This window comes from Roseomonas chloroacetimidivorans (assembly GCF_049629625.1).
GTDB lineage: Bacteria > Pseudomonadota > Alphaproteobacteria > Acetobacterales > Acetobacteraceae > Roseomonas > Roseomonas chloroacetimidivorans.
The window spans coordinates 86,401-102,463 of sequence record NZ_JBNBZS010000017.1 but is presented as its reverse complement, the minus strand read 5'-3'; the positions used below and the strand labels follow the sequence as shown (position 1 = coordinate 102,463).

Sequence of the window (16,063 nt, the reverse complement as noted above, 5' to 3'; positions counted from 1 at the left end):
GGATCGAAAGCTTAAAGAGGCCGTCACAAGGCGGTCCGATGTCCAGGATCGAACGCGTAATCGGGAGGACCACCCATCGATGCCGCATGTCACACCCATGTCCCGCCGCGGCCTGATGGCCGGCGGCGCGGCCCTGCTGGGCGCTGCCGCTCTCGCCCGGCCGGCACTTTCACAGAGCCAGCCAGATGTCCTGCGCATCGGACACCTGACACCTCGCACCGGCTTCCTCGGCCCTCTCGGTGAATTCGCCGTCCAGGCCGCCACGCTGGCCATGGAGGAGATCAATGCCGCTGGCGGCATCGCCGGCCGCAAGCTGGAGATTATCTTCGAGGACAGCGTCAACCCGCAGACGGCTTCGGCGAAGGCCGAGCGTTACATCCAGCGCGAGAAGGTCGCCTGCATTGTGGGCGAGATCAATTCGGCCTCCGCCCTGGCCATTGGCCAGGTGGTGCAGCGGGAGAGGGTGCTTTTCATCAACACCGGCGCCAATTCCGACGCGCTGCGCGGCTCTGACTGCCGCCGCTACATGTTCCACACCGAGAGCCAGAACTCGATGATGGTGAAGACCGCCGGTCGGGCCATGCTGGATCAGGGTTTGGTGCGCGGGAAGAAGTACTACGCCCTGAATGCCGACTATGCCTTCGGCCACGATCTTGCGCGCGTCGCCCGCCACTATCTGGGCGCGAACGGTGCCACGGCCGGCGGCGAGGACCTCGTTCCAACCGAGCTGACCGACTTCTCCCCCTTCCTGTTGAAGATCCGGCAGGCGAGGCCGGACGTTGTCATCGGCAACCTGGCGGGCGCGCAGGTGACGAACTTTCTGAAGCAGTACAGCGAATTCGGGCTGCGTTTCCCTGTCGCCGGCTTCGGCTTTGACACGGCCCTGGCCTGGGGCGCCGGCCCCGGCAACTTCCTGGGCACCTGGCCGACTGTCTGGCATCACCTCATCCAGACACCCTCGGCACAGAAATTCGCCAACGCCTATCGCGCTCGTTGGAAGCGCCCGCCCGAGAACCAGGGCTGGAGCGATTACACCGCAGTCAAGATCATTGCTCAGTCCATGAATGAGTTGAAGAGCATCGACGCGACCCAGCTGGTGCAGCACCTGGAGAAGGGCGCCAAGTTTGATATTTCAAAATCGCGGGAGGGTTATTTCCGGGCCCGAGACCACCAGTTGATGATGGAGCTCTATGCCATCACTGCGCTGCCGGCGGCGCAGGTGAAGAACGAGTGGGACATCTTCTCGTCTTCGGCGGCCATTCCAACGGCTGAAGAGTCACTTGAGGCAGTGGCTGCCACGGCGGAGGAGAACAGCTGCACCTTCCCGAGTTGATGCGCTCGGGCTGAGGCCCGTCGCCAAGCCTGTCCCTGCGCCCGCCCGGATCCCGGACGGGCGCGCCGGATGCGGGGAGCATGCATCGTGGAACTCGTCTTCATCTTGGAGCAGGTGCTGAATGGCCTGCTCATCGGCGCCTACTACCTGCTGATAGCACTCGGTCTGTCGCTGATCTTCAGCCTGGGCGGGATCGTCAACCTGGCGCACGGCGCCTTCTACGCCATCGGCGCCTATGTCACCGTGGCTGTTTCGCCGTATATCGGCTTTGGAGGCGCGCTGGTCGCTTCCCCCATCCTCGTCGCCATCCTCGGCCTGGTGGTTGAGCGCTTCCTGCTTCGCCGCTTCTATCGTGGCGATCCGATCCTTAGCCTGCTTCTCACCTTCGGCCTGGCCATGGTCGCGGAGCAAGTGCTCCGCATGATATTTGGTGCCGCGCCGGTGCCCTTCTCAATCCCACTCTGGCTGCGCGGACAGGTCTTCATCGGGGAGTTTATCTACTCGCAGTACCGGCTGATTATCCTTGCTGTCGCTGTGATCTGCGTCGCGGCCCTGTGGATCCTCCTGCGCCGTACCGCCTTCGGGCGCGTGGTTCGAGCGGGCGTGCAGAACCCGGACATGGTCGCGGCACTGGGTATCTCCCTGAAGCCCTATATGACAGCAGTGGTGATGATCGCGGTCGGCCTGGCAGCAATGGCCGGCACCATGATGGCGCCTGTCACCGGCGTGCACCCCGCAATGGGGGCGGAAATTCTGACCTTCGCCTTCGTCGTTGTTGTCATCGGCGGGCTCGGCTCCTTCTGGGGAGTGGTGCTGGCGGCCGTGGTGGTGGGCGTGGTGCGCGGCCTTGCCGCCTATGCCTTTCCGCCCGCGACCGAAGCTGCGGTCTACCTGCTCATGGTGCTCGTGCTGCTGTTGCGCCCGCGCGGCCTGCTCGGCGAACGCATTCAGAAATTCGAGTGAGGCCCATGCATCACGATCCCCATCCCCCGGTTCCCCGGGAAGACGCGCCGATGAGCCCGTTGCCACGCCCCCCTATCCTGCAGGAGCTCAGGCCGCTGCTGGTGGTGCTCGCCTGCCTGGTCGCGCTGCCTTTCCTTATGGATCTTGTCGGTCTCACGATGACCACGGCGACCGACGTGGTGGTCTTTGCCCTGGCCGTCATGGGCCTGAACATCCTGGTTGGCTGGACGGGGCTGGTCTCCTTCGGCCATGGCGCCTGGTTTGGCATCGGGGCTTATGCAGCGGCGCTGATCCAACGGCACTTCTTTCCCTCCGACATGCTGATGCCGGCGATTGGTGCCATCGTGATCGTGGCCGTCTTCTCTGCCCTGGCGGGGGCGCTGATCCTGCGGCGGCGCGGTGTCTACTTCTCCCTGCTGACGCTGGCCTTCACAGCCATGCTCTTCTCCATCGCCTTCCGCTGGACAGAGCTGACGGGCGGTGAGAACGGCTTAGGCAATGTGCGGCGTTGGGCCGTGCTGGACGACCCAAATTTTTACTATGGCGTGGTGGCCGTTATCGCCTTCGTCGTGCTGCTGGGTCTCTGGCGGATCCACAATTCGCCTGTCGGCACCGTTCTGGTAGCGATCCGTGAGAATGAGCAGCGTGCCGGCTTTCTCGGCTATCACACCAACCGGTACAAGCTACTGGCTTTCACCATCTCTGCCACAATCACGGGCTTCGCAGGGGTGCTGAGCGTCTTCAATCATCGCTTCGCCTCTGCCGACCCGATTGGCATCGCCTTTTCCGGGGAACTCCTTGCGATGGTGGTGATTGGCGGGATGCGCTCCTTTCTCGGGCCGGCGCTGGGCGCGCTATTCTACATTATGTTCCGGGAACTGCTGTCGACCTACACCGCCAACTGGCTCTTGATCTTCGGGCTTCTTTTCGTCGGCTTCATCATCTTCTCCCCCGATGGGCTGGTGGGCGTGGCAAAGCGCGTCCTGGCCCCGTTCCGACCCAAGGCGCCGGAGGAGGGGGCGGCCATGGCAGCGCGCCGCGCAGGGAGCAGCGGCCGAATCCCGCAGCGCTTCATCCGGGAGGGCAGCACCGCCGGTCCGGTGCTGGTGGCCGAAGGCATGGTCAAGAGCTTCGGCCCGGTCCATGCGGTGCGAGGTGTTTCCTTTGCTGTGGAGGATCGCCGGCTGCACGCGCTGATCGGCCCCAATGGAGCGGGCAAGACCACCGCCTTCAATCTGCTCTCCGGCATGTTTCCGCTCAACAGCGGGCATGTCATGCTCGACGGCCAGCGTGTGGATGGGATGGAGCCGCACGCCATTACACGGGCCGGGCTGGGGCGATCCTTCCAGATCACGAACCTGTTCGGAGGCCTTTCGGTAGAGGAGAATATCCGTCTCGCCGTCCAGGCGCGTCATCCCGCGCATTTCAGCCTCTTCCGCGATGCCCGCCGAATTGAAGATCTCCGCGCCGACACCACGGAGCTTCTGCGCTGGACCGGCCTGGCCGGGGTGGAGGGGGCGGAGGCGGGGAGCCTTTCCTATGGAGGGCAGCGATTACTCGACATGGGACTGGCGCTGGCCACGCGCCCGCGCATCCTATTGCTTGATGAACCGCTCGCCGGCCTGGCCGCGGCCGAGCGCCAGCGGGTGGGTGACCTGATCAAGACGCTGTCTGCCGACATCCCCGTGCTGCTGGTGGAACACGATATCGACCGGGTCTTCCGCATGGCGGACCGTGTGACAGTGATGGCCGACGGCGAGGTGCTGGTTGACGGTTCGGTCGAGGAGGCGCGCACCGATCCCAAGGTTCAGGCCGTCTATCTCGGGTCCGGTACCGAGGCGGTCGCCGCAAAGCCACGTCCCAGCGCTGCAACAAGCGAGGTGCTGCTCGTAATGGACATGGTCAACACCTTCTACGGCAAGTCACACATCCTGAACGACGTGTCGCTGCAGGTGAACCGGGGAGAGATTATCGCCCTGCTCGGCCGAAATGGGGCCGGAAAGTCGACCTTGTTGAAGACCCTGATGGGCACCCCGCGCCCCGCCTCGGGCAGCATTACCCTGGCCGGGCAGGAACTGGCCGGGCTCAGCACGGACCGGATCGCGCGCCTCGGGGTAGGTTACGTGCCGCAGGGCCGCGCGCTCTTCGCAGGTATGACGGTGGCCGAGAACCTGGGATTGGGCCGCCTCAAGCGACTGACCGGGGCTGGCGTCCATTGGGAGGAGGAGCGGATCCTGCAATACTTCCCTCGGCTGCGCGAGCGCTGGAACGTAGCGGCTGACCGGCTCTCAGGCGGTGAGCAGCAGATGGTCGCCGTCGCGCGCGCTTTGTCGGGTGATACCCGCTTGCTGCTGCTGGACGAGCCATTCGAAGGTCTATCCCCGGCAGTGACCGAGGAGCTGTTCGAGACTTTCGACCAACTGCGAAGGGAGGTCTCGATCATCATTGTCGATCATCACCTGGATCTCGCCTTGGCCCTGTCCGACCGAACTGTGGCGCTCGAGCGCGGCACCGTGCAGTGGTCGGGCGAAAGCCGCCTGCTGCGCGAAGACCAGGATCTCCGGCGCAAGGTGTTGTGGCTATGACGGAAACAGTCGGCATCATTGGCAGCGGGCTGATCGGCCGCGCATGGGCGATGATATTCGCCCGCGCGGGATGGGAGGTGCGGCTCTGGGACCCGATGGAGGGCGTGGCCGCGGCGGCCATCGGGCTATGCGCCACCGGGCTGGACGACTTGGCCAGTGCCGGGTTGTGCCCGGACCCTGCCACTGCCGCAACGCGCATTGCTGCGGCAGGCAGCCTGGAGGAGGCGGTGGCCGGCGCCAGCTTTGTGCAGGAGAACGGGCCGGAAGCGCTGGAGGTAAAGCGGTCACTCTTCGCCGCCCTTGATGCGGCGGCGCCGCCGGACGCGGTCCTGGCCTCCTCGTCCTCGGCGATCCGCTGTTCTCTGTTCACGGAGGCCTTGCCGGGCAGGGCACGCTGCCTGATCGGGCATCCGGTCAACCCACCGCATTTGATCCCACTGGTGGAGCTTTCCGGCGCGGAATGGACAGCGCCGGAGACCATAGCTCGCGCACGGGCGGTCTATGCCGCCATCGGCCAGGTGCCCGTGGCCGTGCTAAAGGAAGTGGAAGGATTTATCCTCAACCGCCTGCAGGGGGCCCTGCTTGCGGAGGCCTTCAGGCTGGTCTCCGAAGGATATGTCACGCCGCAGGATCTCGATCACACTGTGAAGGATGGGCTTGGGCTGCGCTGGTCGTTCATGGGACCGTTCGAGACGATCGAGCTGAATGCACCTGGTGGTATTCCCGACTACTGCGCGCGCTACACCGGCTTTTACAAGCGCCTAGCGGCCGATCCGGCACCGCCTCTTGTCTATGAGGAAGCCGCGACGGCCCGCATCATGGCGCAGTGGCCTCCCGCCTCCGATCCAACGGCGAAGATGCGCTGGCGCGACCGTCGCCTGGCGGCACTACGAGCTCACAAACAGCAGCAGAACGAGGAATAGGTCATGGCCGCGAAGCGGAAGGTCATTATCACCTGCGCCGTCACTGGTGCGATCCACACTCCCAGCATGTCGCCGCATTTGCCGGTAACGGCGGAACAGATTGCCGATGCGGCGGTTGGCGCGGCGGAGGCGGGTGCCGCCATTGTCCACCTCCACGCGCGCAACCCGAAAACCGGGCAGCCCGACCAGTCGCCCGAGGCCTTTGCTCCCTTCCTGCGCGTGATCAAGCAGCGGTCGGACTGCGTGGTGAACCTGACGACCGGTGGCGCCCCCACCATGACGATCGAGGAGCGTGTCCGCCCCGCTGCCACCTACAAGCCAGAAGTAGCCAGCCTGAACATGGGCAGCATGAATTTTGGCCTGTTCGGTATGCTAAACCGGTTCAAAGACTTTCAGCACCAGTGGGAGCGTGACTACCTCTCCGACAAAGGCATTATCTTCCGCAACAGCTTCGCTGATATCGAGCACATCCTGACCACCTGCAGTGCCAACGGCACGCGCTTCGAATTCGAGTGCTATGACACGGCGCACCTGCATAATCTGAAGTACTTTTTTGACCAGGGCATCGTGAAGGCGCCCCTGTTCATTCAGACTGTATTTGGGTTGCAGGGCGGTATCGGTGCGCATCCGGATGAGGTGATGCACATGAAGCGCACCGCCGATCGCCTGTTCGGTGAGAATTACCGCTGGTCCGTTCTTGGCGCTGGCCGCAATCAGCTGCCGATTGCCGCCATGGCGGCAGCCATGGGCGGACATATCCGCGTCGGGCTGGAGGACAGCCTTTGGGGCGGCCCCGGCAAGCTGGCCGAAAGCAATGCGGAGCAGGTTCGTATGGCACGCCAGATCGTTGAAGGTTTGGGCCTTGAGATTGCGCGCCCGGATGAGGCGCGAGAGATGCTTTCCCTAAAAGGCGGTCATGATGTGAACTTCTGATCGCTGACTTCAGGCCCGGCAGCTTGCCGGGCCCCTCGGCTCGGGCCAGGCAATCGCGCCCGGGAAGGGAAGTGCCGGGTCATCAAAGATGGGGCCTGGGTCATGCTCCTGGCGGCTCAGCGCAGCTTAGCCATTCCAGTGCTGGACGGAATTCCTGCCAGGTTCTCGCTGGATGGTCGGTTATCTGGCGGCGGGCAGAAGGCAGCGCCGCGGCCATCCCGCCTGCAAAAGCCATAGACGGACTGCCGGCGGCGATGCGGGCGAACGCCATTGCGACCCGGCTGGTGCCAGAGGGTATGGCATAAACTTCGTTCCCGAGAATGGTGACGGGGCTGGTATCTGATTGCGGCAGCGGCCCGAGATGGATGGGTTAGGCCAATTATTTCTATCATGCATCAGGTCGACGCCGGATGATGTTAGAATACTTTAAGGTATTGGTCTGGCAGAATGGGCCAATGAGTGACGAGGACACGGCGCAGGAGCAACTTCAGCAGGCACTGCACCACCACGCCCGGGCGGAGGATAGCCTAAGACGAAAGAACGCGGTGCTTGATGGCATTAATCGAATATTCCGCGAAGCGCTGGCTGCTCGCTCGGAGGAGGAACTCGCCCGCGTCTGCCTTGCCGTAGCTGAGGACGTGACCGGAAGCGCCTTCGGCTTCATGGGGGAGATTAATTTCAGGACGGGCCGGCTCGACGACCTCTCTGTCAGCGAACGCGGTTGGGCGGCCTTCACCATGGAAGATCCTGCCTATCCGAGGGGGAAGGCGCCGACTGGCCTCAAGATCCACGGCCTCTACGGGCGGGTGTTGCTCGACGGAAGGGGCCTCATCGCCAACGATCCCGCGTCACACCCGGACAGGATCGGCACGCCCAGGGGGCATCCACCGCTGACGTCGTTCCTCGGCGTGCCTTTGATCCATGCGAGGCGAACGATCGGTATGCTCGGACTGGGCAATCGCGCAGGCGGCTATCGACCGGAGGATTTGGAAGCAGCCGAAGCACTTGCTCCCGCTATTCTGCAAGCGCTTCTCAGCCAGAGAATGGGAGATCGGTTACGCGAGAGCGAGGAGCGGCTCGCCACCGTGTTTAACATTCTGCCGATCGGCATTGGTGTCCTGGATGGGGAGGGCAACCTGGTCCTTTCCAACCAGGAAATGCGCCGCTTTCTGCCAACCGGCCTCATGCCTTCGGAGGACGATGCTCGTCGAGAGCGCTGGCGCACCCGTCCATCGGACGGGCACCAGGTCGAGACCACGGATTTTCCAGGTGCCAGCGCGCTGCGCGGCGAGCAGGTCTTGCCCGGGCTGGAGATGCTTTACACGCAGGAGGACGGTCGCGAGATCTGGACTCGGGTTGCCGCAGTTCCGATCCGGGACGCCCAAGGGCAGATTGCCGGAGCTGTTGCAGCTGTCACCAATATCGACGAGCTAAAGCGTGCTGTGGCGGCTCTGGAAGAGAACCAGGGACGGCTCCAGATTCTTGTGGGCGAGCTGCAACACCGGACCCGGAACCTGCTCGCCATGGTACGGGGCATTGCCCACCGGTGCCTTCGAGCATCGCCGGAGCGCGACGATTACGATGCCCGTCTGGCCGCGCTTGGGCGGGTACAGGGCTTTCTTTCTCGCTCCGAGGTCTGGTCCGTCCCGCTGGCCGACCTTGTGGAGGCGGAGCTGGCTGCCGTAGGGGCCAGGGAGGCGGGGCAGGTGACGGTGTCCGGACCGCCGGTGGATCTACCGGGCGACAAGGTTCAGCCTGTGGCGCTTGCTTTGCATGAGCTCGCAACCAACGCTGCGAAATACGGGGCGCTGACGCGGCCGGCTGGCCGGCTTTCAGTGACTTGGCGTCTGGAGCATGAGGGCAACCTCCCGGGGCGGCTGGTTTTGACCTGGGAGGAGAGCGGGGTGGAGATGCCGCCCGAGCCGCCCAGCCGCCGGGGCTATGGAAGCGACCTCATCGAGCGAGCGCTGCCCTACCAGCTCAACGCTTACACCCGCCGGGAATTCACGCCCGATGGGGTCCATTGTGTCATCGCCTTGCCGCTTGAGGCACTGCGAAAGTGGGAAGGCCCAGCGTGAGCCAGCAGTCCTCTCCGGATCACTATCGTGACGGCGGGGGAGGCCCGGCGAGGCTCCTGTCCGGACGGCCGCCGGGGGTGATGCACCCTTCTGCAGAGACCAGACCGCAAGCTGGGCACGGTCAGGCTGGGCAGTGTTGTCTCAGCGGCGGCCTATCTGGCCAGTCTATTCAGGACTGAGGCGGTTAGGCCAAAGCGTCGTTGATAGGGCAGGGCAGGGCAGGGGAGCGGCGGACCTTGTCCGCCGCGATGCCCGTTAGCCGATCACTCGGCCCGAATATTCGCGCGCCGGGCCACTTCGCCCCAGCGCTTCGTCTCGGCCTCCACAAAGGCATGGAATTCCTCGGGCGAGTTCCCGCCGGGCTGCAGGCCCAGATCACGGAAGCGGGCTAGCACCTCCGGGTCCTTCAGGGCGGCGCGGGCCTCCTGGTTCAACCGAGCAATGATCGGCCGCGGCACGGCAGCAGGCGCGAACAAGCCGCTCCAGGAAACGGACTCGAAGCCAGGCAGCACCTCCGTGATGGCAGGAACATCGGGCGCAGCCGGGTTGCGGTCGTGCGACCCAACGCCGAGTGCCCGAAGCTGGCCGGCCTGGACGAGCGGCCAGGCGGAGGAGAAGTTGTCCAGCACCATCGTCAGCTGCCCCCCAATCAGATCGTTCAGGCTTTGCGAGCTGCCGCGGTATGGAACATGCACGGCGGTGGTGCCGAGCATCTGCAGCAACAACTCCGTGCCGAGATGCTGCGATGTACCAACGCCGGAGGAGCCGTAAGTGTAATCGCCGGGCTTCGCCTTCAGCAGGGCGAATAGCTCGTTCAGATTGCGCGCCGGAACCTGAGAGTTCACGACCAGCAGATTGGGCTGGGTCGCCAGCAGCGTGATGTCCCAGAAATCCCGAAGATTATCATAGGGCATGTGGGGGTAGACGCTGGCGTTGATGGCATGGGCACTGATGGTGCTGACGCACAGCGTATAGCCGTCCGGCGCCGCTTTCGCGCAGAAATCGCTGCCGATGTTGCCGCCAGCCCCGGCCCGGTTCTCGACCACCATGGGCTGGCCGAGGCGCTTGCTCATGCTCTGCGTGACGACGCGGGCGAGGATATCGGTGGACCCGCCCGCGGCGAAGGGCACAACCACGCGGATCGGGCGGTTCGGATAATCCTGAGCCAAGGCGGGGAAGGCAGCGAACAGCAAGCCGAAGCAGATCCATAAGGCTCGCAAGGACATCTCTATTTCCTCCTTATCATCATATGCTTTGCGCCGCCGTTCCGTGCGGCGCGTGACGGGACGCTATGCGTCCCGCCCTCCTGCTCCGGTTACAGGGGCTGGCCCGCCGGCATGTCACGGCCGACGGAGCGCGCGCGCGGGTCGAGGAAGCAGTGCAGGATCGCGGGCTTGCCCGAGGCCAAGGCGCGCTCGAAGGCGGGGGCGAACTCCTCGGTGCGGCGCACCGTCTCGCCATGGCCACCGAAGGCTGTGGCATAGGCAGCGAAATCCGGGTTCACGAGCCGCGTCGCGGAAATGCGGCCGGGGTATTCGCGCTCCTGATGCATGCGGATCGTGCCATACATGCCGTTGTCGATCACGATCATGATGGCTGGGATGCCGTGCTGCACCGCGGTTGCGAATTCCTGGCCCGTCATGAGGAAGTCCCCATCTCCGGCGATGACGACAGCCGGGCTGTCTGGCTTCTGGCGCTTGGCCATCACCGCCGCTGGCACGCCATAGCCCATGGATCCGGAGGTGGGCGCGAGCTGCGTGCCGAGCCTCGAGAAGCGCCAATGCCGATGCATCCAGCCCGCGAAGTTACCGGCACCGTTGCAGAGGATGGTGTCCGGTGGCAGGCGCTCGTTCAGCCAGCGTACCACCTCGCCATACTGGAAGTCCCCCGGCAGGGTGCGAGGCGTTCCGGAGAGCTCGAGATAGGCGCGGTGGGCAGCCTCCGTGGCCGCGGCCCAGCTAGGGACCGCATCCGGGGAGAGCGCGGCGAGGGAGGGCGCAAAGGCACGCGGCGCCGCCTGGATGGCCAGGGTCGGCGCGTAGACCCGGCCCAACTCCTCGGCCCCCGGATGCACATGCACCAGCTTCTGCTTCGGTACGGGAATGTCGAGCAGCTCGTAAGACCCGGATGGGATCTCGGACATCCGGCCACCGATCAGGAGCAGCAGATCGGCCTCCTTCGCCATCGCGGCGAGTGTCGGCCCAGGCCCGATGCCGAGGTCGCCGACATAGCACGGATGGTCCCAGCGGAACCGGTCGGTCCGGCGGAAGGATGTGCAGACCGGCAACGACCAGCGGTTGGCGAAATCGCCCACAGCGTCCACCGCTGCCTCGTCCCAGCCCGACCCGCCAAGAATGGCCAGTGGCCGCTCCGCCTTGCTCAGCAATCCGGCGAGCGCCTGCATGTCCTCGGTAGAGGGAACGGGAAGGGCGGGCTCCACGCGTGGCGCATCGACCACCGTTGCCAACTCGACCAGCATGTCCTCGGGCAGTGCGATAACCACCGGCCCCGGCCGTCCCTGCATCGCCACCCGGAAGGCACGAGCCACCATCTCCGGAATGCGGTCCGCCGTGTCGATCTCGGTGGCCCATTTGGTCATGCTTCCGAAGACCGCGCGGTAGTCGAGCTCCTGGAAGGCCTCGCGCTCTCGCATCTCCCTTGCCACCTGGCCGACGAAGAGGATCATCGGGGTGGAGTCCTGCATGGCAATGTGCACGCCGCAGGAGGCATTTGTCGCGCCTGGTCCGCGCGTAACGAAGCACACGCCCGGCCGGCCCGTCAGCTTGCCATAGGCCTCGGCCATGATCGCGGCCCCGCCCTCCGCGCGGCAGGTCAGCACGTCGATATCGGCGTCGTGAAGCGCGTCGAGTACGGCCAGATAGCTCTCGCCCGGAACGCAGGTCACGCGCTCCACGCCCTGGGCAACAAGCTGGTCAACGAGGATCTGGCCGCCGGTGCGCGCAACGGGCGCACGGGGCGTCAGCTCGGAGGCTGAACCGGGTAGGACGTCCACGTTACAATCCTTCGCTAGCGATCTGCCGGAGGCGGCAGTGGTCATCGGGGCAACCCGGGCGTAAGCAGTGCCGGGCTGGCACCCGCATGTTCAGGTCAGTACCCCGATCTGCCAGGGCACGAACTCGTTCCGCCCCAGCCCGTTCATCTCGCTCTTCGTTCGCTCACCCGATGCATGGCGCAAGAGCTGCTGGAAGATGCGCTCGCCCATCTCCGCCACCGTCGCGCGCCCGTCGATGATGGCGCCGCAGTTGACGTCCATGTCCTCCACCATCCGCTCATACATCGGCGTGTTGGAGGCGAGCTTGATCGTTGGTGATGGCAGCGAGCCGAAACAGGAGCCGCGCCCAGTGGTGAACATGATCATGTTCGCTCCGCCAGCGATCTGTCCGGTGGCGGAGGTCGGATCGTATCCCGGCGTGTCCATGAAGACGAGACCGCGCGCGGTCACTGGCTCCGCATAGCGGTACACCTCCATAAGCGGCGAGTTACCGCCCTTCTTGGCACCGCCCAGCGACTTCTCCAGCACATTGGCGAGGCCACCGGCGTTGTTGCCGGGGGAGACGCGTCCGTTGATCTGGGTATCGGCTCCCGTGCTGTAGCCCAGCCACCAGTTCATCCGGTCCACAAGCTTCTGCCCGACCTCCGGCGTGACCGCACGCGCCGTTAGCGTGTGTTCCACGCCGAAAATCTCGCCCGTTTCGCTCAGAATGGCCGTGCCGCCATGGCGTATGAGGATGTCCATCGCCGCGCCCAGTGCCGGATTGGCCGAAAGCCCCGAGAACCCGTCCGACCCGCCACACTGCATGCCGATGATGAGATGCTCGGCCGAGACGGTTTCCCGGCGCGCCTCGTTGGCTGCTGGCAGCATCTCCCGCACGATTCCGACGCCGGCTTCCACCGCGCGCCGCAGCCCGCCGGACTCGCCGATCACCAGGGTGCGCAGCTTTGGCCCTTCGGCCAGCCCCTGTTCCCGCAGGAACTCATCCAGCGCATTGCTCTCCGCGCCAGTCGCGATCACCAGGGCCGCGGCCGTGTTCGGATTGCGGATCGTCCCGGCGATGGTCCGCCGCAGCAGCGCCATCGGCTCGCCGGAGCGCTCCATTCCCTCGCCAAGCCCGTGCGCGAAGGGTGCGACCCCATCCACATTCGGAAACTCAGCCAGCCGGTCTGGCGTGAACCAATCCGCGATCTTCCGCGCCGCCGTGGCGCCGCCAGCCCCCAAGGTGAAGACGCCGACATAGTTGCGCGTGCCGACGCGCCCATCCGGGCGCCTGATACCCTGGAAGGTCGCCCGCTCAGCCTCCGGCACGTATTCGGTCGGCCGGTAGTTCTTCGAGAAGGCGTAGTCCTTCTCAACCTCATCAAACAGGATGTTGTGGCTATGCATCCAGGTGCCCGGCACCAAATCCTCGGACGCGTAGCCGATCACCGTATTGTACTTCCGCACCGCTTCGCCCTTGCGGATGAAGCGCGCCGCGATCTTGTGTCCCGCAGGCACGTCGTGCCGCGTGACGGTGTTCTCCATCGGCACCGGTGTGCCGGCCGGCACGGGCATGCGCGCCACCACCACATTATCGGCGGGGTCGAGCCGGATGAAAGGGTTCAATGGGGCTTCCAAGTCCATCCCTGCCTCCTCAGGCCAGCACGCCAATGGGCCAGGGCACGAACTCGTTCTCCCCCATGCCTTCGACTTCGCCCTTGGTTTTCTCGCCGGAGGCGTGGCGCAGCAGCGCGTCGAAGATGCGTCGTCCCATCGTCTCCACGCTTACGCTGCCGTCCAGCACCGGCCCGCAATTGATGTCGATGTCATCCGCCATGCGCGAGAAGGTCTCGCCATTGGAAGCCATCGTCACCGTGGGGGCAGGGAGGGAGCCGAAGGCCGTGCCTCGGCCTGTTGTCATCGCGATCAGATTTGCCCCGCCGGCGATCTGCCCGGTGACCGAGACCGCGTCATGGTCCGGCGTGTCCATGAAGACGAGGCCTGGCCCCTGTACCCGCTCGCCATAGCGGTACGCCCCGATGATCGGCGTGCTTCCGGCCTTGCGCATTCCGTCGAGTGCCTTCTCGAGGACGCTCACCAGCCCGGCCTGGGCGGGTGCGCGGTCCAGCACGCCATTCAGCACCGTATCGCGCCCACGGTGATGAGCGCGCCACCAATCCAGCCGGGCGCGGAGATCCTGCGCCACCGCCGGCGTACCCGCCCGTGCCAGGAGGGACTCCTCCAGGGGCAGCAACTCCGAGGTTTCCGATAGGATCGCCGTTCCACCCGCCTGGACCAGCAGATCCACCGCTACGCCCAGCGCCGGATTGGCCGACAGCCCGCTGAACCCGTCCGGCGCCGCGCCTTGCAGCCCGAGCACGAGATGCGCCGCCGATACCTCCTGCCGCCGCGCCGCATTCGCTGCCGGCAGCATCGCCTCGACCATTCCGCGCGCCGTATCGACGGCGCGGCGGATGCCGCCCACATCCTGGATGGTCACCGTCTGCAGCCGCTCGCCGACCTCCAGCTGCTCCTGCTCCAGGAAGCTCTTGAGGTTGTTGCGCTCGCATCCCAGCGCCACCACCACGGCACCGGCCGTGTTAGGGTGGCGGATGAAGCCCGAGAGGGTGCGGCGGAGCAGGTCCATCGGCTCCCCGGTCATCTCCATCCCGCAGCCGATCTCGTGGATGAAGGGCACGACGCCGTCCACATTCGGGAAGGCCGCAAGCCGATCCTCGTCGAACAGGTCCGCCGCCTGCCGCGCCGCCGTCGCCCCGCAGTTTCCGACGACGAAGACGCCGATCATGTTGCGCGTGCCGACGCGCCCATCCTCGCGCAGGAAACCCCGGAATGTGGCAGGCGTGGCCTCCGCACGCGGCTGCGGCGAAGCGGAGAGGGACGGAAGCACAAGGCCGGAGGAGGATAGGTCGGCGGCCCGCAGACGCTGGCCGGCAGCGATGTCCACTGCGGCGCGGCCGATGGGGATCCCACTCCGCAGCACCGCCTCGCCGGCCGCAAGGCTATGCAGGGCGACCTTATGGCCCGCCGGCACCTCTTCGAGTGCCGTGAACCCCTCGGCGTCGAGCGCCTCCCCGGGCTTCAGGCCGCGCAAGACAACAGCGATGTTGTCACGGGGGTCCAGGCGAAGCACGGGGTTGCTCATCCGGCTCTCGCCGCTTGCCAGGGACACCGCCATGGACCGTTTTCCCTCCATCTCCGAGCGCTCTGGAGCGCGTCAGCCGCGCCGAAGCGGCCCTCTTGGAGGGGGAGACTAGGCGGCGGCGTGATGTCAGTCCAACATCACGGTGGTATTTCAGCAATGTCGATTTTGGATCGAGGGCGGATGTGTTGGACCTGAACCACCTTCAATCCTTCGTCGCCGTTGCGGAGGAGCTTCATTTTGGCCGGGCTGCACGGCGGCTGAAGATGACCCAGCCCCCGCTGAGCCGACACATTCAGCTGCTGGAGGCTGAGCTGGGCGTCCGTCTGCTGGACCGAACCAGCCATTCGGTTGCGCTCACTCCGGCGGGTCAGACCTTCCTACCGGAAGCCCGAGCCCTGCTCAGTGCCAGCGAGCGGGCTGCGCAGCTTGCCCGTCAGACTGCGCAGACACGAGGGAGCGGCACATTGACGGTCGGCTTCATCGGTTCCTCCACCTATGACTACCTCCCGCGGATTCTCAGCCGCGCGCGGGCCGAGCTGCCCAATACCGAATTCGTGCTGAAGGAGATGCTAGGCTCGGCTCAGATCGACGCACTACAGCTCGGGCGCATTGATGTCGGCCTGATCCGGCCGTCATCATCCCCGCTCGCCTACGCCTCGTCCTGCGTGCTTCGCGAGGGTTTGGCGCTAGCCCTGCCACATGGACATCGACTGGCTGCCGGCCGCTGGCCAGACCTGCGCGACCTGGAGGACGAACCGTTCATCATGTACTCGCCAGACAGCCCTTATATGTACGCGTTGCTGTCGACGGCCTTCGCCGCGGCGGGCATCCGCCCGCGCGTGGTGCAGGCTGTCTCTCAGGCCCAGACAATCCTCTCCCTTGTCAGCACGGGCATGGGCTTGGCCCTGGTGCCTGAGGACGTGCGGAATGCCTGTTTCAATAACGTGGTCGTTCGCCCGATTGCTTCGAAGCCTGAGCTGGTGGCGGAACTGCACGCGATCTGGCGGCCAGAAAACCGCAACCCGGCGGTTGGACCGTTTCGTGATCTCCTGCACCGGATCGCAAGACTGCGTTCTTGATGCGGAACGAC

11 protein-coding genes and 1 pseudogene are annotated in these 16,063 nt (G+C 65.3%); 8 read left to right on the top strand and 4 right to left on the bottom strand.

Annotated features, from left to right (window positions below; all coding sequences use genetic code 11):
* Positions 1-79: 79 nt before the first annotated feature.
* From ACO1BU_RS14880 to ACO1BU_RS14855, 6 genes are all read left to right on the top strand, one after another.
* On the top strand, positions 80-1,333 hold the full coding sequence (locus ACO1BU_RS14880; RefSeq protein WP_424136745.1) for an ABC transporter substrate-binding protein: 1,254 nt from the start codon (positions 80-82) through the stop codon (positions 1,331-1,333).
* Between the two features lie 87 nt (positions 1,334-1,420).
* Positions 1,421-2,296, top strand: a complete 876-nt coding sequence (locus ACO1BU_RS14875) for a branched-chain amino acid ABC transporter permease (protein ID WP_424136744.1) — start codon at positions 1,421-1,423, stop codon at positions 2,294-2,296.
* 50 nt (positions 2,297-2,346) lie between these two features.
* Positions 2,347-4,881, top strand: coding sequence for a branched-chain amino acid ABC transporter ATP-binding protein/permease (locus ACO1BU_RS14870; protein WP_424136743.1), 2,535 nt, complete (start codon positions 2,347-2,349; stop codon positions 4,879-4,881).
* Complete coding sequence (locus ACO1BU_RS14865) at positions 4,878-5,804, top strand: 3-hydroxyacyl-CoA dehydrogenase (protein WP_424136742.1); 927 nt, start codon at positions 4,878-4,880, stop codon at positions 5,802-5,804. The genes ACO1BU_RS14870 and ACO1BU_RS14865 overlap by 4 nt, the downstream gene beginning before the upstream one ends.
* A 3-nt stretch (positions 5,805-5,807) precedes the next feature.
* Positions 5,808-6,737 (top strand): 3,5-dioxohexanoate:acetyl-CoA acetone transferase, encoded by a 930-nt coding sequence (gene kce / locus ACO1BU_RS14860; RefSeq protein WP_424136741.1) that lies wholly within the window; start codon positions 5,808-5,810, stop codon positions 6,735-6,737.
* Positions 6,738-7,192: 455 nt separating this feature from the next.
* Positions 7,193-8,815 carry a sensor histidine kinase gene (locus ACO1BU_RS14855; protein ID WP_424136740.1) on the top strand — a complete coding sequence of 541 codons (1,623 nt, stop codon included), beginning with the start codon at positions 7,193-7,195 and terminating at the stop codon, positions 8,813-8,815.
* 263 nt (positions 8,816-9,078) lie between these two features.
* On the opposite strand, the gene ACO1BU_RS14850 is transcribed toward ACO1BU_RS14855, so the two are convergent.
* The 4 genes from ACO1BU_RS14850 to ACO1BU_RS14835 all read right to left on the bottom strand — a co-directional run bounded on the left by ACO1BU_RS14850 (position 9,079) and on the right by ACO1BU_RS14835 (position 15,006).
* The gene (locus tag ACO1BU_RS14850) at positions 9,079-10,041 is read right to left on the bottom strand and encodes a Bug family tripartite tricarboxylate transporter substrate binding protein (RefSeq protein WP_424136739.1); all 963 of its coding nucleotides are present in this window, start codon (positions 10,039-10,041) and stop codon (positions 9,079-9,081) included.
* Positions 10,042-10,130: 89 nt separating this feature from the next.
* Entirely contained in the window at positions 10,131-11,828 is a 1,698-nt protein-coding gene (locus tag ACO1BU_RS14845; RefSeq protein WP_424136738.1) for a thiamine pyrophosphate-binding protein, read from the bottom strand.
* A gap of 90 nt (positions 11,829-11,918) precedes the next feature.
* On the bottom strand, positions 11,919-13,454 hold the full coding sequence (locus tag ACO1BU_RS14840) for a UxaA family hydrolase (RefSeq protein ID WP_424136737.1): 1,536 nt from the start codon (positions 13,452-13,454) through the stop codon (positions 11,919-11,921).
* 10 nt (positions 13,455-13,464) lie between these two features.
* Positions 13,465-15,006, bottom strand: a complete 1,542-nt coding sequence (locus tag ACO1BU_RS14835; RefSeq protein WP_424136736.1) for a UxaA family hydrolase — start codon at positions 15,004-15,006, stop codon at positions 13,465-13,467.
* 149 nt (positions 15,007-15,155) lie between these two features.
* On the opposite strand from ACO1BU_RS14835, the pseudogene ACO1BU_RS14830 reads away from it, so the two are divergent.
* Both ACO1BU_RS14830 and ACO1BU_RS14825 read left to right on the top strand, forming a co-directional pair.
* Positions 15,156-15,332 (top strand): annotated as a pseudogene (locus ACO1BU_RS14830) (LysR family transcriptional regulator); the annotation flags it as partial.
* 105 nt (positions 15,333-15,437) lie between these two features.
* Positions 15,438-16,052, top strand: a complete 615-nt coding sequence (locus ACO1BU_RS14825; RefSeq protein ID WP_424136776.1) for a LysR substrate-binding domain-containing protein — start codon at positions 15,438-15,440, stop codon at positions 16,050-16,052.
* Positions 16,053-16,063 lie beyond the last annotated feature (11 nt).

Excerpts from the sequence above, each read along its gene's own strand:
- ACO1BU_RS14850 (WP_424136739.1), bottom strand. The coding sequence starts at position 10,041 with ATGTCCTTGCGAGCCTTATGGATCTGCTTCGGCTTGCTGTTCGCTGCC.
- ACO1BU_RS14840 (WP_424136737.1), bottom strand. The coding sequence starts at position 13,454 with ATGGACTTGGAAGCCCCATTGAACCCTTTCATCCGGCTCGACCCCGCC.
- ACO1BU_RS14880 (WP_424136745.1), top strand. The coding sequence starts at position 80 with ATGCCGCATGTCACACCCATGTCCCGCCGCGGCCTGATGGCCGGCGGC.
- ACO1BU_RS14865 (WP_424136742.1), top strand. The coding sequence starts at position 4,878 with ATGACGGAAACAGTCGGCATCATTGGCAGCGGGCTGATCGGCCGCGCA.
- ACO1BU_RS14855 (WP_424136740.1), top strand. The coding sequence starts at position 7,193 with ATGAGTGACGAGGACACGGCGCAGGAGCAACTTCAGCAGGCACTGCAC.
- kce (WP_424136741.1), top strand. The coding sequence starts at position 5,808 with ATGGCCGCGAAGCGGAAGGTCATTATCACCTGCGCCGTCACTGGTGCG.
- ACO1BU_RS14835 (WP_424136736.1), bottom strand. The coding sequence starts at position 15,006 with ATGGCGGTGTCCCTGGCAAGCGGCGAGAGCCGGATGAGCAACCCCGTG.
- ACO1BU_RS14870 (WP_424136743.1), top strand. The coding sequence starts at position 2,347 with ATGAGCCCGTTGCCACGCCCCCCTATCCTGCAGGAGCTCAGGCCGCTG.